At 61.2% G+C, this 25,452-nt stretch carries 12 protein-coding genes and 3 pseudogenes; 9 read left to right on the forward strand and 6 right to left on the reverse strand.

Annotated elements, in window-relative coordinates:
* Nucleotides 1-3 precede the first annotated feature (3 nt).
* The 5 genes and pseudogenes from KW839_RS00940 to KW839_RS00955 all read left to right on the forward strand — a co-directional run bounded on the left by KW839_RS00940 (nt 4) and on the right by KW839_RS00955 (nt 4,403).
* Complete coding sequence (locus tag KW839_RS00940; RefSeq protein WP_218423095.1) at nt 4-459, forward strand: type II 3-dehydroquinate dehydratase; 456 nt, start codon at nt 4-6, stop codon at nt 457-459.
* A 130-nt stretch (nt 460-589) separates the two neighbouring features.
* Nucleotides 590-1,885 (forward strand): OprD family porin, encoded by a 1,296-nt coding sequence (locus KW839_RS00945; RefSeq protein ID WP_156465513.1) that lies wholly within the window; start codon nt 590-592, stop codon nt 1,883-1,885.
* Between the two features lie 463 nt (nt 1,886-2,348).
* Nucleotides 2,349-2,660, forward strand: a pseudogene (locus KW839_RS27995) (PAS domain-containing protein); the annotation flags it as partial.
* 279 nt (nt 2,661-2,939) lie between these two features.
* Nucleotides 2,940-3,914: pseudogene (locus KW839_RS28000) on the forward strand (methyl-accepting chemotaxis protein); the annotation flags it as partial.
* Between the two features lie 318 nt (nt 3,915-4,232).
* Nucleotides 4,233-4,403, forward strand: a complete 171-nt coding sequence (locus KW839_RS00955; RefSeq protein WP_218423097.1) for a hypothetical protein — start codon at nt 4,233-4,235, stop codon at nt 4,401-4,403.
* Between the two features lie 42 nt (nt 4,404-4,445).
* On the opposite strand, the gene KW839_RS00960 is transcribed toward KW839_RS00955, so the two are convergent.
* The 5 genes from KW839_RS00960 to KW839_RS00980 all read right to left on the reverse strand — a co-directional run bounded on the left by KW839_RS00960 (nt 4,446) and on the right by KW839_RS00980 (nt 22,080).
* Nucleotides 4,446-5,141 (reverse strand): class I SAM-dependent methyltransferase, encoded by a 696-nt coding sequence (locus KW839_RS00960; protein ID WP_305733647.1) that lies wholly within the window; start codon nt 5,139-5,141, stop codon nt 4,446-4,448.
* A gap of 119 nt (nt 5,142-5,260) precedes the next feature.
* Entirely contained in the window at nt 5,261-16,855 is an 11,595-nt protein-coding gene (locus KW839_RS00965; protein ID WP_218423098.1) for a VCBS domain-containing protein, read from the reverse strand.
* Between the two features lie 24 nt (nt 16,856-16,879).
* On the reverse strand, nt 16,880-18,226 hold the full coding sequence (locus KW839_RS00970) for an HlyD family type I secretion periplasmic adaptor subunit (RefSeq protein ID WP_060542197.1): 1,347 nt from the start codon (nt 18,224-18,226) through the stop codon (nt 16,880-16,882).
* Nucleotides 18,219-20,441 carry an ATP-binding cassette domain-containing protein gene (locus tag KW839_RS00975; RefSeq protein WP_218423099.1) on the reverse strand — a complete coding sequence of 741 codons (2,223 nt, stop codon included), beginning with the start codon at nt 20,439-20,441 and terminating at the stop codon, nt 18,219-18,221. Before KW839_RS00975 ends, KW839_RS00970 begins: the two co-directional genes overlap by 8 nt.
* Complete coding sequence (locus KW839_RS00980; protein ID WP_218423100.1) at nt 20,431-22,080, reverse strand: ABC transporter transmembrane domain-containing protein; 1,650 nt, start codon at nt 22,078-22,080, stop codon at nt 20,431-20,433. The genes KW839_RS00975 and KW839_RS00980 overlap by 11 nt, the downstream gene beginning before the upstream one ends.
* Nucleotides 22,081-22,520: 440 nt before the next feature.
* On the opposite strand from KW839_RS00980, the gene KW839_RS00985 reads away from it, so the two are divergent.
* The 3 genes and pseudogenes from KW839_RS00985 (at nt 22,521) to KW839_RS00995 (ending at nt 23,543) form a co-directional block, all read left to right on the forward strand.
* Nucleotides 22,521-22,703 carry a hypothetical protein gene (locus KW839_RS00985; protein ID WP_060542200.1) on the forward strand — a complete coding sequence of 61 codons (183 nt, stop codon included), beginning with the start codon at nt 22,521-22,523 and terminating at the stop codon, nt 22,701-22,703.
* Nucleotides 22,704-23,117: 414 nt separating this feature from the next.
* Nucleotides 23,118-23,324: pseudogene (locus KW839_RS00990) on the forward strand (polyamine ABC transporter substrate-binding protein); the annotation flags it as partial.
* Nucleotides 23,325-23,381: 57 nt separating this feature from the next.
* A complete protein-coding gene (locus tag KW839_RS00995; protein WP_082457558.1) occupies nt 23,382-23,543 on the forward strand; it encodes a DUF2986 domain-containing protein in 162 nt (53 codons plus the stop codon).
* Nucleotides 23,544-23,549: 6 nt separating this feature from the next.
* Here KW839_RS00995 and KW839_RS01000 read toward each other — a convergent pair whose 3' ends face one another.
* Complete coding sequence (locus KW839_RS01000) at nt 23,550-24,506, reverse strand: threonine dehydratase (RefSeq protein ID WP_218423101.1); 957 nt, start codon at nt 24,504-24,506, stop codon at nt 23,550-23,552.
* A gap of 96 nt (nt 24,507-24,602) precedes the next feature.
* Here KW839_RS01000 and KW839_RS01005 point away from each other — a divergent pair, with 96 nt between their 5' ends.
* The gene (locus KW839_RS01005; RefSeq protein WP_218423102.1) at nt 24,603-25,418 is read left to right on the forward strand and encodes a helix-turn-helix transcriptional regulator; all 816 of its coding nucleotides are present in this window, start codon (nt 24,603-24,605) and stop codon (nt 25,416-25,418) included.
* The last annotated feature ends 34 nt before the right edge of the window (nt 25,419-25,452 follow it).

Below are 25,452 nucleotides of genomic sequence, written 5' to 3' on the forward strand. Positions count from 1 at the left end.
ACCATGAACCGCACCGTCTTCATCCTCAACGGCCCTAATCTGAACCTGCTGGGTCGTCGTGAGCCGCACATTTACGGGCACACCACACTCGACCAGATTCGCCAGCAAAGTGAAAGGCTGGCCGAGGAACTTGACCTGGTATGCGACTTTCGCCAGACCAACCACGAAGGCGTGATGGTCGACTGGATTCAAGAGGCTTTCGAACAAGGCGCGGCACTGATCATCAACCCGGCCGGCTTTTCGTTTCACTCGATACCGGTACTCGATGCCCTGAAGTTGCTCAGTACACCGCTGATTGAACTGCACCTGTCGAACATCCATGCCCGCGATGAACTGCATCGCCACTCGATCATGTCCGGCGCGGTCAATGCGGTGATCTGCGGCATGGGAGCCGATGGGTATCCCCTGGCAATCCGGGCCATTGATGACCTGTTGCATCGTCAGTCAGCCAACAACTGATCCACCTCTTCTCCAGACGCTTGCACGGCGGTCTCTCGGCAAATTGTTGCCAGGGCCGCCTGCACCTGAAATTGCGTCGCCGGCTGCAAAACACTGCTGAAAAAATAATAATTCACTGCGAGAAACCAACATGCGCCACACCCCTTTTCGCCGTAACGTGCCCGCACAATACTCATTGATCGGCCTGGCCCTGGCACTCGGTGCCGGCTCGACGACTGTTGTCCATGCCGACGAAAACAGCGGTTTCATCGAGGGCGCTACTGCCACCCTCAATCTGCGCAACGCCTACATCAATCGCAACTTCGTCAACCCCGCCTACCCGACCAGCGCTGCACCTCAGAACAAAGCAGAGGAATGGACGCAAAACTTTATCCTCGATGCCCGCTCCGGCTATACCCAGGGGCCGGTAGGTTTTGGCGTCGATGTACTGGGGCTTTATTCGCAAAAGCTCGACGGTGGCAAAGGCACCCGTGGCACCCAGCTGTTGCCGGTCCATGATGATGGGCGTCCGGCTGATGATTTTGGTCGGCTGGGGGTTGCCGCCAAGGCCAAGGTTTCAAAAACCGTGGTAAAAGTAGGCGAATTCGTCAGTGCACTGCCGATTCTGCGCTCCGACGACGGTCGTTCGTTGCCACAGACCTTCAGTGGTGCGCAGATTACCTCCCAGGAAATCGGCGGGCTGACCTTGTATGGCGGTCAGATCAGGCAGAACAGCCCACGCAATGACGCCAGCATGGAAGACATGTCCATGAACGGCAAAGCGGCGTTCACTTCCGACCGATTCAACTACGGCGGCGGTGAGTACACCTTCAACGAGAAGCGCACTACGGTCGGGCTCTGGTACGACGAGCTCCAGGACATCTACCAGCAACAGTACTTCAGCCTCAGCCACAGCCAGCCTGTAGGTGACTGGACGCTCGGCGCCAACATGGGCTACTTCATTGGCAAGGAAGACGGTGCCAGCCTGGCCGGTGACATGGACAACAAGACCGCTTTCGGTCTGTTCTCTGCAAAACTGGGCGGCAACACGTTTTATGTCGGCTTGCAAAAGCTCACCGGAGATACCGCGTGGATGCGCGTCAACGGTGCCAGCGGCGGGACCTTGGCCAACGACAGTTACAACTCCAGTTTCGATAACGCGCAGGAACAGTCCTGGCAGGTTCGTCACGACTTCAACTTCGCAACAGTCGGTGTCCCCGGGCTGACGATGATGAACCGCTACTTGAGTGGCGATAACGTGCATATCGGTGCAATCACCGATGGCAAGGAATGGGGTCGCGAATCGGAGTTGGCCTATGTCGTTCAGTCCGGCGCCTTGAAGAACCTGAGTGTGAAGTGGCGCAACTCCAGCATTCGTCGGGACTTCAGCACCAATGAATTCGATGAAAACCGGATTTTCGTCAGCTACCCGATTTCGTTGTTGTAACGCCAGCCTTGTAAACCGGCTGCGACTCATCTGAATGGATGCGTACGCAGCCACGATTGTGCACCATGGACGCCAGTCCATTGCGAACCTCCCTTTCCTGGCCAACGGGCAGGGAGGATTCGTACTTGTGCGGCCAGTCGATCCACCTCTGACTTCGGTCGATCCCCCTACCCGCCCCCCACAGAAAATCTGCCCCGGCTGCACGCCTGGAAAATCTGTGTTTAACACACCGTTATTGTCATGGAATGAAAAGTATTTGTCGCTGAAAGCATGGCCATCTGCCATGTTTTTCGCGTAGAAACGATCGCCAGCAGTGTCGGTGACCACCTGATTGACGCGAGCCACGGTGTCATACAAGTACATGGGGAGGCTGTAGCACAGCGTACTTGTTGGATGCCTTGCGCCATGGTTCCGAATTACATGCTCTGACTCATACTAATAATTCCAAGAGGAATCGCACTCTATGCGTGTGAATTTGCCCGTAACCGAGCATGAAAGAATATTTCCCGCCGACCAACGATTGATCTCCACCACTGACCTCGATAGCCGCATCACTTATTGCAATGACGCCTTTGTTGCCATCAGTGGTTTCACCTACGACGAATTGATCGGCCAGCCCCATAACATGGTTCGCCACCCCGATATGCCACCGGGGGTCTTCATTCACATGTGGCACACCATCAAGCAAGGCAAACCCTGGATGGGCATTGTCAAAAATCGCGCGAAAAATGGTGACTTCTATTGGGTCAGTGCCTACGTCACGCCCATCTATGAAAACGGTCGCATGAGTGGTTACGAGTCGGTTCGCTCGGTACCCAGCCGCGACCAGGTGCGTCGCGCAGCAGCACTTTATGCAAGGATGCGCGCCGGTAAGCCGATCGTTTCGCTGAGCGCGCGCATTCTTCGCCCGTTGCAACACGGCTGGCCATTATTGATGGCAGCCGGTATTTCTCTGTCGGCCTATCAGTGGCTGCCAAAAACAGCGGCCCAGGGGGCCCTGGTGGCGAGTCTGTTTTTCGCCTGGTATTTGATCGAGTCCCGACAACGTAGAGCCATCGAGCGCACTCTGGCCGAACATCCGAAAGCGTTTTCCGACCCGTTGGTCGCGCTCACTTATAGCGACAACCACGGTCCCCAGGGGCGACTGGATATGGCCATGCGAAGTGAGGAAGCTCGCTTGCAGACCGCCTTGAGCCGACTTGTCGATGCCGGGATCAATGTAAAGGCCAAGGCCGCACAGTCATCGGAACTCTCAGGTTCCCAAGCCCAGGCCCTTGATCGCCAGCGCAGTGAGACGGATCAGTCTGCCGCTGCCATCTCGCAGATGGCGGCAACGAACCAGCAAGTCACGCAGAACGTGGTGAGTACTGCCCATGCCGCGTCCGAAGCCGACCAGTTGACTCGCGACGGCAGTGAACTGGCCCGGCAAAGTCTGCTCGCCATGGCAACGATGAAAGACGCGGTCAACGAAATCGGCGAGGCGGTCAACGCATTGGCCAGCGAGACGCAGTCGATCGGCAGTGTCGTGGACGTCATCACCTCGATTGCCGAACAAACCAACCTGCTGGCGCTCAACGCGGCGATCGAGGCGGCCCGGGCAGGCGAGCAAGGTCGGGGATTTGCCGTGGTTGCCGATGAGGTACGCTCACTGGCACAACGCACGCGCACATCCACCGAGCAGATCCACGGCATCATCGCCTCGCTGCATGTCGGTGCCGAGCGGGCAGTCACGACCGCCAGCCGGGGTGAGCAGATCTCCCGCGACAGCATGCAGCGTGTCGAGGCGGTGCAGTCAGCCCTGGTGGGAATCAGCCAGGCCGTGAGCCGCATCACCGACATGAGCCAGCAAATGGCGTCGGCTTCCGAAGAGCAAAGCCACGTGACTGAAGATATCAATCAACAGATCACGCGAATTGCGCAACTGTGTGACGACAGCGCCGCACAGGCCAAGCAAGGCGCCGCCATCAGCCAGGATCTGGAAGCCATGGCCGAGTACCTGCACAGCCTCGCCGAACGCTTTAACCGCTAGCCATCAGCGCCTGTTGCCCCGTCGGGCAACAGGCATCTATCGGCCACGGCATATCCACCGCCTGCCTCCTCCATTGGGACCTTTGCGTTGCACGAGTCGCAGCAGCGCTGACGCTTGCCTGCGTGGCAACACACTCATCCGTGCAATGGATTGCGGAACGCAATTGCGCGCGCTGGTGTCAGCTGTATTAAGACACCCCTGTGTCGCAAGCCAATCGAAACGGAGAGGTGATGCCATGAACAATATTATCTACATCGTCGGTGCTGTAGTGATTGTCCTGTTTATCCTGTCATTTATCGGTTTTGCATAAACCCGGCTTTGAGCACCTGCGCTCCGACATTTCAACCGCCCCACGTTTCAACCGCCCAAGGCTTCGCCTGGGGGTTGTGCGCCGCCGATATCGTCGATGACGCGGTGTATTCGGCGATGGGCGCGGCGATCCTCAAGGCTGAACAGGCGGCTTATCGGCGCCTGTCTGCTGGTGGGTAGGCCCCGTGTTGACGGCGCCGGCCTTCTGCAATCGCCGCACAATTATTCCAACAGCTCGGTGATCCACATGGCCTGCCGGGCGATCTCTTGCACCTTATCCTCGGGCACGGCCTGCCGCGCCCGGGCAAAGTGCGTCAGGGTCCGTTGCTTCACGCGCAACATGCGCTGCCACTTGGCCAGGAACGCCGGGCTGCGTGCCTGCATCTGCAGGGGGCCGAAGTACAACTGCTCGGCGCTGTACACCACCGGGCCGGTACGTTCGGCAACGATGATTTCGTAGTAGAAACGGTTTTCCTGCAGCAGTTCCTCAAAGAGGATGCAGTAGCCGTTTTCCATCAACCATTGGCGCAGTGGCTGCTCGCCGCCGTTGGGCTGCAGGACCAGGCGCTCCTGGCCGCTCAGGTGTGACTTGCCGCTGTCGAGTATGTCGCGGATGGTCTCGCCGCCCATGCCACAGATGCTGATCGCGGTGACCCCGTCTGACGGTTCGATCGCCGCCAGCCCATTGGCCAGGCGCACGGTGATGTGCTTCTCCAGGCCGTTCTCGCGCACGGTGCGCTGCGCCGCGCTGAATGGCGTCAACGCCACCTCGCCGGCCACCGCAGACACGATGGCGCCACGACGCAACATCGCCACTGGCAGGTAACCGTGATCCGAGCCGATATCGGCCAGGCGCGCCCCCGCCGGCACATGCGCGGCGACGCGCTCCAGGCGCATGGACAATGTCTGTTCGTTCAACTGCTGCCCCTTTTCAACGCGAACGTCCGCCAGCGTTGGCCGGATCGGGGGCGATTGTGTCGAGCAATGCCGTTTATTTCAAATTTATGCGACCCGGCCCCCAGGCAATTGTCCAGACCTCAACCGTGAGTCTGCGCAGTGGGATCCGGCATCGGCATGACTGGCACATCCGCCAGACTCGCATCGATGTACGCCAAATCCATCGGCTCGGGCGTTGCAGTACCTGGGTACAAGGGGCTATCCGGTGGCGGCTGGTCATGTGGCGATTGCGCCGGTTCCGGAGTGCTGAGGTGCGCCGAATCCACACCGCCAAGTTGCAGATACACCTCGACTGTCGGTAATACCGGGGCACCTGCATATTCGGCCAATTTGCTGTCGCCAGGCACCTCGCCCCCAGCCGCCAAAGAATCAGTCTCGGTATGGGCAAATTGCAGGTAGTGATCCAGCGGCGATGGCTGGGTCGTTGTAGCGTTCGCCAAATCACCAGCGCTTGTTTGCTGTACCGTCACGTCCGTAGTTGGCTCCGCTGCCTTGGCGTCGAGTGCGTATGCCGAGAGCGCGACAGCCAAATTGGCCAGAGGGACCTCCATGCTTGTTGTATCGTCGCCATCGGCCGCACTCAGGATGCCGGGGTCGGGTACAGCGTCGACGCCGTTCAGGGTGATAGTCACATTGTGCGTGGTGCCATCGGCACTACTGACCGTGAAGGACTCGGTCAGTTGTTCGCCTTCGGCCAATTGCTGCACGGCAACCTGGTTGTTGTCGGCGCTGTAGTGCCAGGCGCCACTGGCGTCGATGGTCAGCGAACCGTAAGCACCCACTAGCGCGTCCGCACCGGTATGCGCTACGAACGACGCTTCGTTGTTGTCGGGGTCGCTGATGGTGAGCTGCCCTGCGGTTTCCAGTTGGCCGCTCGCACTCTGATCCTCGGTGACGCTGCCACTGTCCACCCCGGCAATCACTGCCTCCTGGTTGGTGCCGGTCAGGGTGATGGTCAGCGTCTGCGTGGCGCTGCCGCCGTGGTTGTCAGTGACGGTCAGCGCGATACTCAGGGTTTGCGTCTCCCCCGCCACCAGCCTTTGGTACGTCGGGTGGCCCGGATCGAAATGGTAGGTGCCATCGGGGCTGATGCTGAAACCGTCGACCGTGGCATCGCTGCTGTAGGTCAACGTATCGCCGGTATCCAGGTCCGTCGCCCTGGCATGGCCGGTGATGGCTGCGTCGCCTTCGGCAGCTGTCTCGCCCACGAGCACACTCATCACCGGCAGGTCGTTACTGCCGGTCAGCGTGATGACCAGGTTCTGCGTCGCTTTCGCGCCCTGGCTGTCGGTAACGGTCATCGGAATGATCAGTACCTGGGTCGCGCCTTCGGCGAGGTGCTGCCAGGCCGCATCGGACGGGTCGAAGCTGTAACTGCCATCGGCGTTCAAGGTAAAACCTGCGACGCTCGAGGTGCTGCTGTAGAGCAGCGTGTCGCCCGTGTCGGTATCACTGCCGAGCAACTGGCCAGTGACCTTGGCTCCGTCTTCCACCGCGTTCTGCGCGGTGAGCGCGCTCAGCACCGGCACATCGTTGGTGCCGTGCACCGTCACGCTGATCTGGTACGGCGTACCGTCGGCGCTGGTCAGGTTGACATGATCGGTCAGGGTCGCGCCCTGGCCCAGGTGTTGAATGGCTTGCTGGGCATTGTCCGCCGAGTAGCGCCAGGTGCCGTCACTGTTCAGCTCCAGGGTGCCATAGGCGCCCTGTACGGTCTGCGCGGTGAGAATGCCTTCGCCGGTGTCGACGTCGGTCAGGCGGATCTGCCCGGAAACCACCAGTTGGCCCGCGCTGACATTCTGGTCCTCGGTGAGGTCGCCAGTGCGTTGTCCGCTGATGATGGCGGCATCGTTGGTGCCGTGGACGTCGATGGTAATGACCTGCGTGACTTCGCCACCGTGTTGGTCCCTGCCGTGAGCGGTGAAAGTCTCACTAACGACTTGCCCCTCCTGGAGCGCCTGCACCTGGGGCGAGTTGCCATTGAGCACGTAGCTCCAGGTGCCATTGGCGGACATCGTAAAACGGCCATAGGCGCCAGCGGTGTTCATGCCGGTCCACTGCGTGGTGTCACCGCTATCCACGTCGGTGGTGGTCAATTGGCCATGGGCTTCGACGGTGGTGTCTTCCGTGGTGCTGCCACGCACGTCGCCGGCCACCACGGGCAGGTCGTTACTTCCGTAGATGGTAATGACCACATCTTTGCCCACCGAGACGCCGCTGCCGTCGATTGCCGTGACATGGAAGGTCTCGGTGAGGCTGGCACCGGCATTGAGTGCCTTGACGGTTGGATTGAGCCCATCGAGTGTGTAGACCCAGCGGCCATCGCTTGCGATCTCGAAATGGCCGAGTGCGCTGTCCACAGCCTGCGGTTCGATCGTCGCGACATCGCCGGCATCCGGATCGCTCGCGATCAGCTTGCCAGTGGCCTGCACTTGGCTGCGATCGGTAACGGAACCACTGATAGCGCCGTTGATCACCGGCGCATCGTTAACCCCGCTCACCACCAGATGGATCCGCTCCAGGGCGATATGGCCGTTACTGTCTCTGACCTGCACGGTGAAGGTGTCTGTGAGCTGCTGGCCCGCAGCGAGGCTTTTCAGTGCGGTGTTGGCAGCGGCCTGGTCCAGCTGGTAGTGCCAGCTGCCGTCCGCTTCGATCGACAACGTGCCGGCCTGGCCGTGCGCGCTCGACACCATGCTGAAGCTGAAGGTATCGCCAATATCCGGATCGTCGATCGATATCTTGCCGCTCAGCACTTCCTTGGCACCGGGCTGGGCGATGCCTTCAATGACACTGGGGACCATCGGGCCATCGGCCGTGCCATGCACCGTAACGAGGACTTCATGGGACACTGTCGCGCCTTGACCGTCGGTGGCATTGACCAGGAAACGCTCGACGACGGACTCGCCGGCATTGAGGTATTGCGCCTTGGCATTGTCGAGGTGGTAGGTCCAGTCGCCTTTGTCGTCGATGCTGAAGTCGCCGAGCAGGCCTGTGCCCTGCTGAACGCTCCAGGTCGCACTGTCGCCGGTATTGAGGTCTCGCGCCGCGAGACTGCCAACGGCGGTGAGTTGCTGGTCCTCGATCGTCGTGCCCGTATCCACTCCAACGATGTGTGGCGTGTCGTTGGTGCCATTGATCGTCACAGTGAACTGTGTCTGCACCTTGTTGCCACTGGCGTCGACGCCGTGGACGTTGAAATACTCCTGGACGGACTGTCCGAGATTGAGCGCCTGAACCTGCAGCGCGTCGTTATGCAGGTTATAGACCCACGATCCGTCGGGCCCCAGGGTAAGGACACCGAAGGTGCCGTTGACGGGCGTTACTTGCCAGGTGACCGGGCTGCCTTCGGGCGATGCGCCGACCAATTGGCCAGAACGTACGATGGAAACATCTTCGGTCACACTGACACTGACCGACGGCAGGGTCAGCGGCGGCGTACCGCCACCACCGCCGCCAGCGCCTGTGTCTGGATCGGGCGGCGCGTTGGCGGGCTGGGTGCCGACCACGGTGACATTGACGAAGCACTCTGCGCTGGCGCCGTGGTTGTCGGTCAGTTGCACACGAAAGCTGTCAATCCTCTGCTCTCCAGGCTGCAACGCCTTGGTGTCGGCGTCGTTGATGTCGAGCGTGTAGGTCCAGCGGCCGTAATCATCGAGTGTCAACGTACCGTACACACCGTGCCCCTCACTGAGGCTCCAGGTGGTGCTGTCGATCTGGTCCGGGTCTTGGCCGACCAGCCGTCCGGATGCGGTTTGCGAGATGAACTCGAACACCACGCCGGTGGCGACGCCACTGATGAGCGGCGCATCGTTGGTACCATGCACCGTGACCGTAACCGGCCGGTAAGTGACACCGCCGTTCTGGTCGAGCGCCGCGATAGTGAAGGTTTCAGTGGCTGTCTGTCCCTGGGCCAGGGCCTGAACGTACGCCTGGGAGTTGTACAGCTGGTAGATCCACTGCCCATCGGTATTCAGCGAGAACTGACCGTAGGCGCCGGCGTACTGATTCTCCTCGAAGCTCGTCTGGTCGCCGCTGTCCACATCCCGGGCAATGAGGCTCCCGGTGACGCTGTCCATCTGGTCTTCAGTGATGTCTGCGCTGTCGACGCCACTGATAACCGGAGCATCATTGTGGCCGCGAACCCTGATGGTGATGTCCTTGAAGTCAGTCAAACCATGCGAGTCAGTGACCTGGACGCGGAACGTCTCGGTTGCGCTTGCGCCCTCACCCAAGGCATCGACAGTGGCCGAGCCCGCGTCGAGCTGATAAGTCCAGACGCCCTGCGCGTTGAGGATCAGCGTACCGAGCTGTCCATGGGGGTCGCCAACCACTGCCCAGTTCGCGGTATCGCCGCTGTCCACATCCCCTGGCAGCAACTGCCCACTGACACGGGTGGCGATGTCCTCGGTCACTTCGCCGCTGCTGGTCCCGCCGATGTGCGGGCCGTCATTGGTGCCGTGTACCTGCACCTGGATAGTGGCGGAACTGCGCTCGCCAGCCGCATCAGTGATATTGACGACGAAGCGCTCAACGACTGTCGCGCCCTGGGCCAGCCTGTCTGCTTTGGTGTGATCGAGCGTATAGGTCCAATGCCCGCTCTGATCGAGCGACAGCGTGCCGTAGCTGCCCACGCTCTGTCCGATAAAACCGTCGATCGACCAGGACAGGGGGTCGCCAATGTCCGTGTCCCCACTGGCAATGGTACCTTGGGCTGTGGTCGCGCCGATCTGGTCTTCGGTCACGTCCCCTGTGAGCGCTGGTGAATTGGGGTCGATGGCCGGGCCGTCATTGGTGCCGGTGACCTGGATAGTGACCTGTTGATCGGCATAACCACCGTGGTTGTCGCTGACGCGCACAATGAAACTGTCTTGTGGCGAGTCGCCGGCCTTGATCGACTGAGAACGCGCTTCATCAAGGCGGTAGGTCCAACGCCCGCTCTGGTCGATGCTGAGCGCGCCATAGATGCCTTGCGGGGTGAGCACCTGCCAAGCCCCCAGCTTGTCGCCCGTGTCGATGTCGCTGAATGACAGCGCACCGCTGGCGCTCATGGTCCTGTCTTCGACCACGCTACCCTGGTGGGCGCCGCTGATGCCCGGATTATCGTTGCTGCCGTTGACCTCGATCGAGATCACCTGATTGACCGGCTTGCCAGCCCCATCGACGCCGCGCACGGTAAAGGTCTCGGTGTGTCGCTCGCCAGCTGCCAAGGCCTGGGTCGCGGCGCGTGAGTTGTCGAGGCTGTAGTTCCAGATGCCGGTCGAAGTGTCGAACGTCAAGGCGCCGTAGGTCCCGTTACCATCGACCAGTGACCAGCTGAAGGTATCGCCGGTATCCGCGTCGGCATGGGTCAGGGTGCCGCCAACCACGCTCTGAGGGTCATCTTCGGTCACCGCTGCGGCGCTGCTGCCACTGATCACTGGCAGGTCATTGGCCCCGGTGATGACAATGTCCACGGTCTGCTGAGAGATGGCGCCGTGGTTGTCGGTGACGGTGGCAACGAAGCTGTCATGCACCTTCTGACCGGCCGCCAGGGCTTGGGTTGCCGTGCGGCTATTGTCCAGGGTGTAGACCCAGTTGCCGGTTAACGCATCGAGCGCCAAGCTGCCGTAGTTACCTGCGTTTGACGCCAGGCTCCAGGACAGCTGTGCGTCGGTGTCGACATCACTGGCCACCAGGCGCCCGGTGGCGCTGGATTTGGCGGCATCTTCAGTGACCGCACCTGTAATAACGGAACTGCCGCCGATCTGCGGCGCATCGTTGGTGCCCAGCAAGGTGATCGTGACCTGGTGCGCCGTGCCATCAACGCTGCGCACGGAGAAAGTGTCCGTTGCCGTCGCGCCTTCGCTCAGTTTCTGGATTGCCGCCTGATTGTTGTTGGCGCTGTAGTGCCAGGCGCCGCTGGCATCGATCGTCAGGCTGCCATAGGTGCCCACGAGGGCGCCGGCGCCACTGCGCGGCGTGAACACCGCCTCGCCATTGTCCACGTCGCTGATGGTGAGCTGACCACCGGTTTCCAGCCTGCCGGCGGTGCCCTGATCTTCGGTGACGCTACCGCTGTCCACCCCGGCGATTACCGCGCCCTGGTTGGTGCCCGTCAGGGTAATGGACAGGATTTTCGTCGCCGTGCCGCCGTGGTTGTCGGTCACCGTCACCGCAATGTTCAGCACCTGCTGCGCACCGGCGTTCAGGCTTTGATAGGTCGCGTGGGACGGGTCGAAACGGTAGCTGCCATCCGGCTCGATGCTGAAACCGTCAACCGTCGCTGACGTGCCATAGGTGAGCGTATCGCCAGTGTCGATGTCGGTGGCAAACACCTTGCCGTTGATCGCGGCGCCGCCTTCGGTGGCCACGCGCGCGACCGGCACGCTCATTACCGGCAGGTCGTTGGTGCCGGTAATGGTAATCACCAGGTTCTGCGTGGCCGTGGCGCCGTGGTTATCGGTGACCGTCACCGGGATAGTCAGGACCCGCTGTGCACCTTCGGCCAGTTGCTGGTAAGCCGCATCGCCGGGATTGAAGCTGTAACTGCCGTTGGCATTGAGCGTGAAGCCCGCAGGGACAGAGGTTGCGCTGTAGCTCAGGGTATCGCCGCTGTCGATATCACTCGCCGTCAGTTGCCCCGTCACCTTGGCACCGTCTTCCACCGCGTTTCGCGCACTGATTGCGTTGAGCACCGGTGCATCGTTGGTACCGTTCAACGTGATCGTTACGCTATGCGTGGTGCCGTCGACGCTGCTAATGGTGAAGTGCTCGGTCAGCGTGGCGCCCTGCCCCAATTGCTGCAACGCCTGCTGTCCGGTGTCGGCGCTGTAGTGCCAGGCGCCGCTGGCGTCGATACTCAAGCTGCCGTAGCTGCCGGTCAGTGCCGTGGCGCCGGAGTGCTCGGTAAATACCGCCTGGTCGCTGTCCGGATCACTGATGGTCAACTGGCCGACAGCCTCCAACAGCTGGGTGCCGGGAGATACCTGGTCTTCGGTGACGCCACCGGTGTCCACGCCGGCAATGATGGCGCCCTGATTGGTGCCGGTCAGGGTGAAAGTCAGTATCTGCGTCGCCGTGCCGCCGTGGCCGTCGGTGACCGTCACCGGGATGTTCAGGGTCTGTGTCTCACCGGCATTCAAGTGCTGGTACGCGGCGTTCGCCGGGTCGAACGAATAGGCGCCATCCGCGTTCAGGGTGAACCCCGGGACCTGCGCCAAAGTGCTGAAACCGAGGGTATCGCCGCTGTCGACATCACGGGCATCGAGCTGGCCGTGTTCCACCGCACCGCCTTCCATCACGTTCCGTGGCGGGACATTCTGCAGCAGTGGATAGTCGTTGGTACCCTGCACGCTGATGACGACATCCTGGCGAGCGGACGCGCCATGCTCGTCGGTGACCAGCACGCTGAAGCGCTCGCTGGCCTGTTGTCCCTGCGCCAGGGCCTGGGTGGCCGCACGGCTGTTGTCCAGGGTGTAGATCCACTCGCCGCTGGCCCCGTCAAGGGACAAGGTGCCGTAGGTGCCAGACCCCGCCTCCAGACTCCAGCTGAGCCGGCTGCCGATATCGATGTCACTGGCGATCAGTACACCGCCCAGTGTGTTCGATGTGGCGTCTTCGCTGATCGCACCGCCAGTGATCGAACTCTGGCTGATCACCGGCGCATCGTTGGTACCGTTCAAGGTGATGTCGATGCTGTGCCGGGTGCCGTCGACGCTGGTAATGGTGAAGTGATCGGTCAGCGTGTCGCCCTGCCCCATCTGCTGGACCGCCACCTGGTTGTTGTCCGCCGCGTAATGCCAGGCGCCTGAAGCATCAATCGTCAGCACGCCATAGGCACCATTGATCCCTTCGTCGCCACTGTGGGCGACAAAGCAGGCCTCGCCGTGATCCGGATCGGTGATGCTCAACTGCCCTGCGGTTTCCAGCAGTTGAGAGTCACCGCTACCCTGGTCTTCAGTAACGCCACCGACATCCACACCAGCGATGAGCGCACTCTGATCGGTACCGGTCAGGGTGATGGTGAGGATTTGCGTCGCCGTGCCGCCGTGGTTGTCGGTCACCGTCAACGGGATGCTCAGAATCTGCGTCTGACCGGCATTGAGGCTTTGATAGGCTGCGTGACTCGGGTCGAAATGGTAGGTGCCGTCCGGGTCGATGCTGAAACCGTCGACTGTGACCCCAGTGCTGTAAGTCAGCACGTCACCGGTGTCGATGTCGGTGGCGACAATCTGCTCGGTGATCGCGCCGCCGCCTTCGATGGCTGTGCATGGGGTGAGCAGACTCATCACCGGCAAGTCGTTGCTGCCGGTAATCGTAATCACCAGGTTTTGCGTGGCCGCGGCGCCATGGGAGTCGGTCACCGTCACCGGGATCGAGAGAATCTGTCGTGCCCCTTCGGCCAAGTGCTGGTAAGCCGCATCGCCGGGGTCAAAGCTGTAGCTGCCGTCGGCATTGAGGCTGAAACCTGCGACTGTCGAAGACGTGCCGTAGCTGAGCGTGTCGCCGATATCCACGTCGGTGCCGACAAGCTGCCCGAAGACCTTCGCACCATCCTCGTCAGTACTTTGTTTGGCGATGGCGCTCAATAGCGGCACATCGTTGGTACCCATCAACGTCACGCTGATCTGGTGCGTGGTGCCCTCGACGGTGGTAACGATGAAGTGTTCGGTCAGGGACGCACCCTGCCCCAATTGCTGCACCGCCGCCTGAGCGTTGTCTGCGCTGTAGTGCCAGGCACCACTGGCATCGATAGTCAGACTGCCGTAGTTGCCGGTTAACGCCGCTGTGTCGGCATGGCTCACAAAGTAAGCTTCGTTCTGGTCCGGATCGACGACGACCAGTTGGCCACCGGTCTCCAGCAGGTGTGTGCCGGCGCTGACGCCGTCCTCGGTAACGAGTCCGCTGTCGATGCCGGTGATCACCGCGACCTGATTGGTGCCGGTCAGGCTGAACACCAGTTGCTCGATGGCCGTGGCGCCATGGTTGTCGGTTACGGTGACCGCAATTGTGAGGGTTTGCTGTGCGCCCTCGGCGAGGTGCTGATAGGCAGCATGCCCCGGATCCATGCTGTAGCTGCCGTCCGGGTTGAGGATGAAACCGGCGACCTGGGCGCTGGTGCTGTAGGTGTGGGTGTCGGCGGTGTCGATGTCGGTAGCAATAAGCTGGCCGTGCACGACGGCGTCACCTTCGGTGAGGCTCTGCGCCGGGACCTGCAGCAGTACAGGGGCGTCATTGGTGCCGCGCACACTGATTTCGATTGGCTGTTGCACCACTGCGCCATGCTCGTCGGTGAGCAGCGCAATGAAGTGTTCAGTGACCTGCTGCCCCTCTGCCAGGTTCTGGGTGGCGAGACGACTGTTGTCCAGGGTGTAAGTCCATTGCCCGCTGAGCGGGTCGATGGCCAACGAACCATAGGTACCCTCGGTTGGCGCCAGGCTCCAGTTGAGCCGGCTACCTGAATCGACGTCACTGGCGCTCAGCACACCGACCAGGGTGTTCGCCGAGTCGTCCTCTGAAATTGCGCCGCTGGTGATCGAGTCGTGACCGATCTGCGGCGCATCGTTGGAGCCGGTCAGGGTGATATCGATGCTCTGCCGGGTGCCGTCGATGCTGGTAATCGTGAAGTGTTCGGTCAGCGTGTCGCCTTGCCCCAGTTGCCGGATCACTGTCTGGTCGGGATCTGCCACGTAATGCCAGGCACCGCTCGCGTCAATGGTCAGCACGCCGTATTCACCGCTCAGGGCATCGCCACCACCGTGGGGTGAGAACCGGTTTTCGCCGAGGTCCGGATCACTGATCGTCAGTTGACCACCCGTTTCAAGCAGGTGTGTACCGCCGCTGGTGTTGTCCTCGGTGACGGTGCCGCTGATCACGCCGCTGATGACGGCGCCCTGGTTGGTCCCTGTCAAAATGATGCGCAGATCTTGCGTGGCCGAACCACCGTGTTCGTCGGTGACAGTCAGTGGGATAACCAGCGTTTGCTGAACACCGGCGGGCAACGACTGATAAGTGCTGTGGCCCGGGTCAAAGCGGTAATTGCCTTGCGCGTCGATGGTGAAACCGTCGACGTGGGCTGTGGTGCCGTAGGTCAGCGTGTGGCCGGCATCCACATCAGTTGCGCTGAGGCGGCCGGTCAACGGCGCGCCACCTTCACTGGCTGCGCGGGTAACAAGAGTGTCGAGTACTGGCAGGTCATTTCTGCCGGTGAGGTTAATCAACAAATTCTGCGTGGCGACGCCACCATGGCCGTCGCTGACCGTCACCGGGATGATCAGTTGCTGCGTGGCACCTTCTGCGAGGGAGCGATAGACGGCATTGCTCGGGTCGAAACGATAGCTGCCGTCCGCTGCCAGGGTGAAGCCCGGCACATTGGCAGTGGTACTGAAAGTGAGGTGGTCGAGCGTGTCGACATCGGTCGCGGGGATTTTCCCGTGCACAATCTCACCATCTTGCGTCGCCTGAAGCGCGTCGATGCGTGCGATGACCGGGGCATCATTGAGCCCGACGATGGTGATGGTCAGGCGCGCGGTGGAGGTCGCACCGTGTTCGTCGACCACACTGGCGAGGAAATACTCGCTGGCCACCTGGCCCTCGGCGAGCGCCTGAGTCGACGCGCGGTCGTTGTCGAGTTGATACTGCCACTGGCCGGTGCCAGCATCGAGCGTCAACTCGCCGTATTGGCCGTGCACGGTGTCGACCTGCCAATGCAGCCGGGCGTCCAGGTCCGCGTCCCGGGCCTCGAGCTGGCCACTGGCAAACGTTTGCAAGTCTTCGCGATTGCTGCCGGTGAGTACCGAGCCTGGGGTAATTTCGGGGCGGTCGTTCGTACCTCGCAAGTCAATCCTGATCAGCAGATCGACGGGCGCCATAGCGCCCGAACTGGCGCGCACCACAAACTCCTCGATGACATGCTGCCCTTCGTTGAGCCCCTGAAACGCCGCGCTGTTGGTGTTTGGGATGTAATGCCAGCTGCCATCGGGCGCAACCTGCAATGTCCCATAAACGCCGTCCGGCGCCATCGCGCGCCAGAGGGTGACCACGCCCCTCTCACCACCGCTTGCACTGAGCTGGCCGCTGATCTGCTGTTCGTAGTCCTCGATCACGTTGCCGGCCAGATCGCCAACAGCGAAAAAAGGCACCGATCCATCATTGCCCGCGACCTCTTCGGCGGGCAGCAATGGCGGCACTTGGACGCTGCCGGCAACTGCGTCGGCAGCCGCCAATCCCGACGACCCACCGCCGCGCAGAGCCCTGGCACCGTCAGCGACTGGCACCAGGGTGGCAACCGGCAGCGCTGCAGAGCCATGATCGGCTGCCACAAAAATCCCGGCAGGCTTGTCGTTGCCCGGCAACGACCCATAGTCACCGGCATCAGCAGTGGCGCCAGTCTCGCTGGCTGCAGGCGCATGGGGTACCGGCACCAGGTCAGGACCGGGCCACATCTGCTCGACAACGGCCTCTTGACTGGCCGGCACACCGGCATGCTGTGGCCCCGGGGCGCCACCAGCGGTGGGCTGTTGGCCAGGCAGTGCTTGCCCTTGCTTGTCTTCGGTCCAGCCCAGGGGGTTGCGTTGGTCAACCTGAGTCTGCGTGCCCAGTGGCTGCTCACGCGCACCCAGGCGCCTGGCGGCTTCGTCCTGGCTCATCCGCGGATGTGCGCCCAACGTCGAACCTTCATTATTAATGGTCATGGTCGATTACCTGTGCACCTGGGCCTAGCGTTCGTGGAATGCCATGTCGGCACCGATGAATACGGGCTTGGCAAGGTACTGGAACACCGACTTTCGCCCCGTGACGATATCCGCCTCGCCCGTCATACCGGGGATCAGTCGCCGGTCTGTGTCTTTGCCGACATGGTCCTGATCGAGCTGGATATCCACCTTGTAGTAAGTCGCGCCGTTCTGCTCCTGGCGAAAAGCCGATGGGGAGATGCGTTTGACCTCGCCCGTCACTGAGCCGAACCGGCTGAAATCGAAAGCATCGACCTTTACCAGTGTGGTTTGCCCAATACGCACGAACCCGATATCGCGCGGTGAGACCAGGACTTCCATCACCACACCCCCTTCGCTTGGCACCAGCTCCGCCACCGTACCGCCGGGTGCAATCACAGCGCCGGCGCGGGTATCGGGCAGTTGCTTGATGAACCCGGCCACCGGCGCCACCACTTCGGTACGCCCTTGGCGGTCTTCCAGCGCAACCAACTCGGCATCCAGTTCATGAATCTTCTCGATCATTTCGCTGCGCTTGGCCCCAGCCTTCTGTTTGATCTCGTCCAGCACCTGCTGGTGTTCCGCCTGGGCAACAGCGATGGTCTTGTTCAGCTCGGAGATACGCGATCGCAATTGCGCCAGATTGCGCTCGAGCTCCGCCGCATGCCCCTGCGCCTCGGCCATGCGCACAGCAGAAATAGCCCCCCTGGCGTAGCCATCCTCGTAGCGGGCCTGGACGTTTAGAGCCAGGTCCAATTGATTGCGCATCGCAGGCAACTCGCTCTGTGCGCCAAGCAGTGCCGCCTTCTGCTGTTCGAAGACTGTTCGTTTGGCATCGGCGAGCGAGGTGTTGAGTGCCAGTTCGTTGGCGTAACGCTTGATCGCCTCATCCACCAGACCCTGCTGATCGGCGAAACCTGAAAATTTCGGCTGACGTGCCTCAATGACAGCCCCCCACAGTTCAAGATCGATCTGCAAGGCGGCGCGACGCACACTGGCCTGGGCGCGATCCTTCTGCACATCGGTGGTGGCAAACCGGGCGATGACCTGCCCTGCCTTGACCTGCTCGCCCGACTCGACCAGCAACTCGGTAAGAATGCCGCCTTCCTTCGATTGCAGCAGTTGAATGCGCGACACCGGTTGAACCTCCCCGCGCGCCTTGGCCAGCTCATCCACCTGTGCGACCAGCGTCCAGAGCAGGAACAGCAACACAAGGGCAACAATGGCCAGCAGCATGCGCCGCAAATGCCGGGAACTGCGGCCATCGTTGAGCAGGTTGGCTATGTTGGCACCGGCACGGTCGTCGGCCCCGGTGATGGCAATGATCTTGGGCAGTGAATCGATCTTAAACATGAACCGGTCCTTTTAAGCTGTCTTGCGCCACACCTTTGGGGTTCTGAAGGGCGACTGGTCCGACATGAATCAATTTGCCCTGTTCGAGAATCACGATCAGGTCCGCGGTTTCGATCAGGTCCGCACGGTGGGTAGCGATTACCACGGTGCTGGTGCCGCGCAAGTCGTCGAGCAGACGCTTGAACATGTCATCGAGCACGGGATCGCCGTCACGCAGCGGGTCATCCAGCAACAGCAGGGGCGGATCGCCCAGCACGGCTTCGACCATGCCCACCACGTGGCGTATACGCAGGGCATCGGGGTCTTCGCGCCAGGGATCAAGCTGCATGTTCAGTGCCTCTTGCTCGCCGGTGCAGCCGAGCAAACGCCACCAGGTTTCGCCCGCAACCCGGGCAAAGCAGGCCACGATCCGTGCATCACAGGTAGCTGGATGAGACAACTGGAGGAAGTCACGCACTGACAACGGCAGGTTCTGCAGGGTCTGTGCATGAAAGCCGACCCAGACCCGGTAATCCGCCGGGTCGAACTGGCGGATATCACGTCCGTCGAGCACCACGCGGCCACTTTGAGGCATGCGCACCCCGGACAGACACTGCAATAAAGTGCTCTTGCCAGCGCCGTTGGGCCCGACCACCACCACACGCTGGCCCGGCTGCAACTCGAAGCTGACGCCGTTAAGCGCAGGCTCCTGCTCCACGCTATAGCGATAAAACAAATGGTCCACGGCGATGCGAGGCGCCAGCGGCTCGATCGGCGAATACATCTGCGGGTGCTGCGCCTCGCCAGCGGACTGCATAAGCCGGTCCAGCTGCAAGCGCGATTCCTTGATCTGACTCATGCGCAGACTCAGCGAAAAGAATTGCTGGGCCGGGGTGGTGACGTGCCAGACCAGCATCATCGTGGCGATCAACCCGCCAGCCGTCATGCCCTGGGCCAGGACCAGAGCGATGCCGGCGGCCATGGTGCCCAGCACAATGAACATGCTCAGCGCCTGACCAATGCTTTGCATCAACGCCTGGGCCAGGGCCAGATCACGATTGGCTTGCGCTGCCTGGCTGGACATGTCGCGCATGCGTCGCAGCCAGTGGTGGTTGCCACTGATGCCCTGAAGGGAGCGAAGCCGCTGGATGCCGCTGGCATACTCCTCCAGCAGCCGGTTGCCGACGCGCCCGGCGTGCACCGCTTTGCGCTGCAAATAAGGCTGTACTAACCACGCAGCGAGCAAGAACAGCAGCAGTCCGATGATCGGCACACACACGATCCAACCGCCCAACAGGGCAATCACCACGATGAACACCAACACGAATGGATAGTCGACCAGCGCCACACCGCCAGCGCCGCTCAGGTACTGGCGCACGCCTTCGAGCGAACGCATGCGGGCGAGGTTGTTGTTCAGGCCCAGTCGCGACGAATACTCCAATGGCAAACCGAGGGTCTTGCGAAACGCCGCGGTGCCAATGCTGGCACCTGCCCATGCACCCATGCGTGCGAGCAGTGTCGCGCGTCCCAGGCGCAGCCCCCAACCACAGATGACGGCAATGATCGCCCCCAACCCCAGTGTGGTCAGGGTGCCGGTGGCGCCACTGGGAATTACGGAGTTGTAGACGGTCATGGTGAACAAGGACACCGACAATGCCAGGACGTTAGTGACCAGACTGATCAGCCCGATACCGAACAGTTCGCCCTGAGCCTTGGCCATCAGTCCCGCAAACCAGTCGGGCTGCGGTGCATCGATGGGTATGAACCCCGCTTTGCGCTGGATCAGCAAAAATTCGCTGTCGCTCGACGGCTGCCAATCATGGACCGGGCTTTCCCCGTCATGCCACCAGTCCTGGTTATCCAGACGGCCAAGATAGAGCATGCAACGCTCATCGGTAATTGCCAGAGTGCCTGTTGGAAGGCTTTCCATCAGGTTGTGGCGCTTGCCATGGGGCAGGTAATCGGAACGGAAACCGATGTCCACCAACAGCGTGCGCAGGTCTTCAACGGTAAACCCGGCACCTTGGGCTGGGAGGCTGGGCACCAGATTGCGCGGCGCACCAAACCAGTCCAGCGTCACCAGCAGTGCGGGCAGGCAGCGAGCGATCGCCGAGGCACCCAGTCGTGCCTCGCCCAGCAGCGTGGCGATGCGTTGCATGCGCGCACGCTCACTCCAGAACATATCGAGTCTGTCGGCGGTATCCGTCGGGTCACAAGCGAAGTTTTCAGTTTGCATGCGGGTCGCTCCTGCCTATGCGGATGCTGCGATCGCAGGCACCAATCATGATCGGCTTGTTGCTGGCCACAAGAATCGTGGGGCGTGCGGCCATGTTTTGCAGCAGCATGGCCAGGCGTTTTTGTCCGTCCAGATCAAGACCGCTGCCTGCATGATCGAGCAGCAAAATCCTGGGCTGGCGCACAAGCGCCCGGATCAGCGCAATGCGCTGGTAAAAACCTTCATCGAACTGTTCGGCGCCCAAGGTACCTATTTCCGTCAACGCGCCACTGCGCAGACGGCCGAGAAATGGCAACAGGCCCAACGCTTCGGCATATTCACGGGCCAGTTCGTTGTAGCGCGGATCGAACAGGGTCAGATTGTTGAGTATCGATCCCGCCACCAAAGCAGGATGACGCGGTACCAGGCTGACACTCTGGCGCAGGTTGGCGGCCGAATACTCACGCACCGAATGACCGTCCAGGCGCACTTCCAACCCCTGTTGCAACCCTGTGCCAGCCACCATCGCCAGCAATTTTGACGCCAGCGCCGCGTCGGCAGCATCCAGATGAACCAGCTCGCCCGAGGCAATGTTGATGGTCAAATCGGGATTGCTATCCCTGAGCAGTTCAATGCACCCCTGGGTCACGATGAGCGATGCCGTGGGCTGGTCGGGTGCCTGCCGATAACGCGCTGCATCGCCGACCGGCAGCTCCAGCAAGCGATGGACTTTGGCCTGCGCTTCCCGTGCTTGCGCCTGGCGCGCGAAGTAGCCTAAGCCGAGCATCGCCGGCCCGATGGAGCGACCGGCGAGCAATGTACAGGCAGTCAGTGCGCCGGTGCTCAGTTCGCCATTCATCACGTCGATCGAGCCAAAGATCACGATGAGTACGGTAGACAGCTGGCCCAACAGCGCAGCGTTCTCGCGGACCCAGGCGATGAGCATTTCCAGGCGTGCCGATGCGGCCATGTACCGTGCATTGATCCCTGTGTAGTTGCGACTCAGCCCGGGCTCGGCGCCGCGCGACTTGACCTCGGGCAGCCCGGCGAAGGACGCCCACAACAGGTTGCGGCGACGGATGTCGGCCGCCTCGGCGCGGCTCAGGGTGCGTTCGGTGGCAGTCTTGACCAGCAGGGTCATGCCCACGGCGACCCCGAACAACCCCAGCGGAATGAAGGCCAGCCAGCCACCGATGTACGCCACCAGGCCTATATAAATAGCGATGAACGGCACTTCGTACAGCGCCACCGCGGCATTGCCGGAAGACAAATCGCGCACCTGCGCGACCGAACGTATGCCATCAATCACGCTGGCGGTGCCCATGCCCTCAACGACGTTGATATCCGCCTTGAGCAGTCTGTCAAAAATGCGCGTGGTCGTTTCGCTCTCGTATTGCGCGGCGATGTGCGCAAACAGCGCCGTGCGGCCGTAACGCAAGATAGCTTCGAGGATGATGGCGATACCGACACCAACCACCAGGAACACCGCCGTGCCGTAAGACTGGCTTGGCAGAATGCGGTCGTAGATCTGCAGCAATGCCAGGGGCAAGGCCAGGGCAAGCAGATGGATAACCAGTGAGACTGCCGCTGCATCCAGTCGATGAACGCGAGGGCGATCGTCGGCCACCGGCACGGTTGGACCTGGGGTCGAACAGTTCAACTGGACATCCTCGTGACGGAGTCAAAGAAGGGGCGGTAGGCAGCCGGAGGGGCAAAGGTTGTGCCGCGCGAGCACGACGGGGGGGGGCGGACATAATCGTCGCTTTTGCCGAGTGACAGCAGTAACGCATGCCAATTACATGGGTGTTCTGAAATGCTTTGTGCTGTTCTGCCGGGCGCTGAAAATCTTTGAAAACTTCTGACAAACCCGCTGTAAGCGGCGTGCAGTGCGTGCTGATTGATGTTTCTACCCGCTCATTGAGCCGGTTGGGCACCTTGAGGAGCGCGACTGCCTGCTGCGGGTTCTCGAGTTCCTTGATCAGGCGCAATGACCGCTGCCGATCATGATGGTAAAAGCGTCAGCTGGAGAGTCATGAACACTGCCCACGCTGGAAATCAATCCGGGCTAGACTCATTACCACCTGCCGCGTCGGAGACATCATGAACTTCATTCTCTGGGTCATTCTCGCTACAAACGGCGCTCAGCCGGCCCCGGCAATCGACCATGCCGAGTACACGAATCTGGAGGCCTGTCAGCATGCGGCCGATCAGATCAGGGAATCACTGGCCGGGGTTCAGTTCCAGGTTCACACCATCTGCACCACCTCGGAAAAGACAAAATAAGGTGCGCGGGAACCTTGTCATTTTTGCGACACGGCAAATACCTGCCCCGGTGCTGCGGTCAAACTTTCCCGAACCACTGGTCTACGCTTGCCGGAACATTCCCGGGCAGGAAGAACCATGAGCAACTTCCCCATTGTTGCCACCGTCCTCTCGATGATTCTCGGACTTTCCGTCATTCGCCTTCTTCTTGGGATGCTGACTGTTTTCGCCCCTCTGTGGGAGTGGGCTTGCTCGCGAATGCGGTGTGCCATTCAAAACAGATGGTGACTGACCCGCCCCCTTCGCGAGCAAGCCCGCTCCCACATTTGGAATGCATTTCCCTGTGGGAGCGGGCTTGCTCGCGAAGACGCCCCCCCCAACGCCGAAAAATGCCCTGAAAAAGCCACTAACTCCACGAGGTTTCGATAGGCATGGATTGAAATCCATTTCCCGATCGCGCTGGCCGCGCCCTTCAGCGCCGGTGCCCAGGCTCAGCCACAGCTCAGCGTCTACAACTGGACCGACTACATTGGCGAAACCACACTCGCCGACTTCCAGGCCACGATGGGGATCAAGGTGATCTACGACGTCTTCGACTCCATCGAAACCCTGGAAGGCAAACTACTCGCCGGTCGCAGCGGGTCTGGGCCATTGCCTAAGCTGATATGATTGACGAATAAACAGCCTGGGTAGAAAGACATGAACCGTCGTAAAAAAATCAAACAGCTATTAAAGGCTCACGCCAAAAAGGCCAGCGCCAAACTGGCACCGCAAAGCAAGACCAGGTACATCAGTAAAGCTGACCGCTTGAAGCTCGCTGCCGAGTCCAGCCCTGACTCGACCGGTTCCCCGCAAAGCTGATCCACTTCACTCAATCACTCCTGCATACACCGATCGATCAACATTGCCACCCGACAGAATCACCCCGACCCTTTTCCCTACCATTGCTTCACGCTCCTGGATAAGCGCCGCAAGAGCCGCCGCACCCGCCCCTTCAGCCAGGTTGTGGGTGTCGGTGTAATACACACGCATGGCCTGGGCGATCTCTGCTTCGCTGACAGAAACGATGCGTGCCGCAGCCGCACCGTAGATGGCAAAGGCCTCGGGAATCGGTCTACGCACCGCAAGGCCGTCGGCGAAGGTGTTTGCCGTCGCGGTTTCGAGGATTTCGCCCGCTTCAAACGACAACCTGGCCGCTGCGGCCTCTGTGGAAACCACGCCCACCACCCGGGTTGTCAGGCCCAACGCGTCGCGCGCGGCGATCACCGCACAAATGCCCGAGCCACAACCGATCGGCACGTAGACGGTGTCCAGATCCGGCGCGGCCTGGAACAGCTCCAGCGCATAGGTCGCCACACCTTTGACCAATTCGACATGGAACGGCGGCACCAGGTACAGGCCATGTACTTGCGCCAGGCGCGCGGCCTCTTCCCGGGCCTCGTCAAAATCGCGGCCATACTCGACCACTTCGCCGCCAAAACCGCGCATGGCGTTGTTCTTTTCCGGCGAATTGCCCTGGGGCACCACGATCAACGCCCTCAAACCAAGCTTGCCGGCCGCCAGCGCCAGGCTCTGGCCATGGTTGCCGCGGGTAGCGGTGACAATGCCCTTGACGCCCGGGTGCTCGCGTTTGAGCCAGTGCATGAAGGTAATGCCACCGCGTACCTTGAAGGCCCCGGTAGGGGTATGGTTTTCGTGCTTGACCCATACGGTGCAGCCTAATCGCTCGGCCAGCAGTGGCCAGGCGTACTGGGCAGTAGCGGGCATGACCTGGTAGACATGGCGGGCCGCTTGTTCGATTTCGTCGCGAGTCAGTGTCTGCATCAGTGGACTTCCCAATGTTTTGCCCAGTCTAGACACAGGCACAGCACATCGGCTTTCAGAAAACTGACCTGACTTTTAGGCTCGCTCTTCATTACTATGCTGTTAATGATCCGTCAAAATCGCCCCCTGCTCCCGCTCCCCGCCGAACCGGTCCGTCGTATCGAGGCCGGTCCATGGGCCATCGAGTTGCTGCCCGGCGCCGCCTACGCAACCCGATATGTCGCGGCGCAATCGGCGATTGGCTTTGCCTTCGACAGCCAGCGCGGTGTGCACGCCATTGGCAGCGACCGGGTGCAGCCGTTTGACGCCTTGCCCAATGGCCTGGCATTCGTTCCCGCAGGTTGTGACGTGTTGTCCGAGTCCGCCAGGGGCGGTGAGTACCTGCGGGTCTTGCGCACTGATGGCAGCGCTTTGCCCGGGGACCGTGCCTTCAACAATCGCATTGACCCGCATGCAATCGCCCTCGCGCTGCGAATGCGCAGCGCGCTGCTACGAGCCTCGGTGACGGACGATTGGGAGGCTTGGGCGCTGGCCCTGGCTGAACGGGTGACGAGTCACCAAGCGTTCTCCGCACCGCCCCAAGACGCCATGACCGCTGGCCGTATGCGTTTGCTCGATGAGTTCATTGACGCGGGCCTGGACGGGCCCCTGGGAATTCAGGCAATGGCGGGGCTGCTTGGACTGTCCGAAGGCTATTTCATACGCGCATTCAAGCACGCAACGGGTAAAAGCCCACACAGCTACCTGATCGACCGACGCCTGGCCAAGGCCCGTGCACTGATGTGCGATTCGACAATGCCCTTGGTGGCGATCGCCAACGCCTGCGGTTTCAATTCCCAGGCGCACATGTCGACCACTTTCAGGCAACGCCTTGGCCTGAGCCCTGCTCAGCTGCGCGGGCTCATGTCATAACGCGGCGCCGCACACTAGAAGTAACTGCCTGGAT

The sequence above is a fragment of the Pseudomonas sp. PDM31 genome (genome assembly GCF_019218965.1).
In the GTDB taxonomy this organism is placed as follows: Bacteria; Pseudomonadota; Gammaproteobacteria; order Pseudomonadales; family Pseudomonadaceae; genus Aquipseudomonas.

Coding starts and splice junctions, on each gene's coding strand:
- KW839_RS00945 (WP_156465513.1), top strand. CDS start 590: ATGCGCCACACCCCTTTTCGCCGTAACGTGCCCGCACAATACTCATTG.
- KW839_RS00940 (WP_218423095.1), top strand. CDS start 4: ATGAACCGCACCGTCTTCATCCTCAACGGCCCTAATCTGAACCTGCTG.
- KW839_RS00965 (WP_218423098.1), bottom strand. CDS start 16,855: ATGACCATTAATAATGAAGGTTCGACGTTGGGCGCACATCCGCGGATG.
- KW839_RS00995 (WP_082457558.1), top strand. CDS start 23,382: ATGAACCGTCGTAAAAAAATCAAACAGCTATTAAAGGCTCACGCCAAA.
- KW839_RS01000 (WP_218423101.1), bottom strand. CDS start 24,506: ATGCAGACACTGACTCGCGACGAAATCGAACAAGCGGCCCGCCATGTC.
- KW839_RS00985 (WP_060542200.1), top strand. CDS start 22,521: ATGAACTTCATTCTCTGGGTCATTCTCGCTACAAACGGCGCTCAGCCG.
- KW839_RS00975 (WP_218423099.1), bottom strand. CDS start 20,441: ATGCAAACTGAAAACTTCGCTTGTGACCCGACGGATACCGCCGACAGA.
- KW839_RS01005 (WP_218423102.1), top strand. CDS start 24,603: ATGCTGTTAATGATCCGTCAAAATCGCCCCCTGCTCCCGCTCCCCGCC.
- KW839_RS00970 (WP_060542197.1), bottom strand. CDS start 18,226: ATGTTTAAGATCGATTCACTGCCCAAGATCATTGCCATCACCGGGGCC.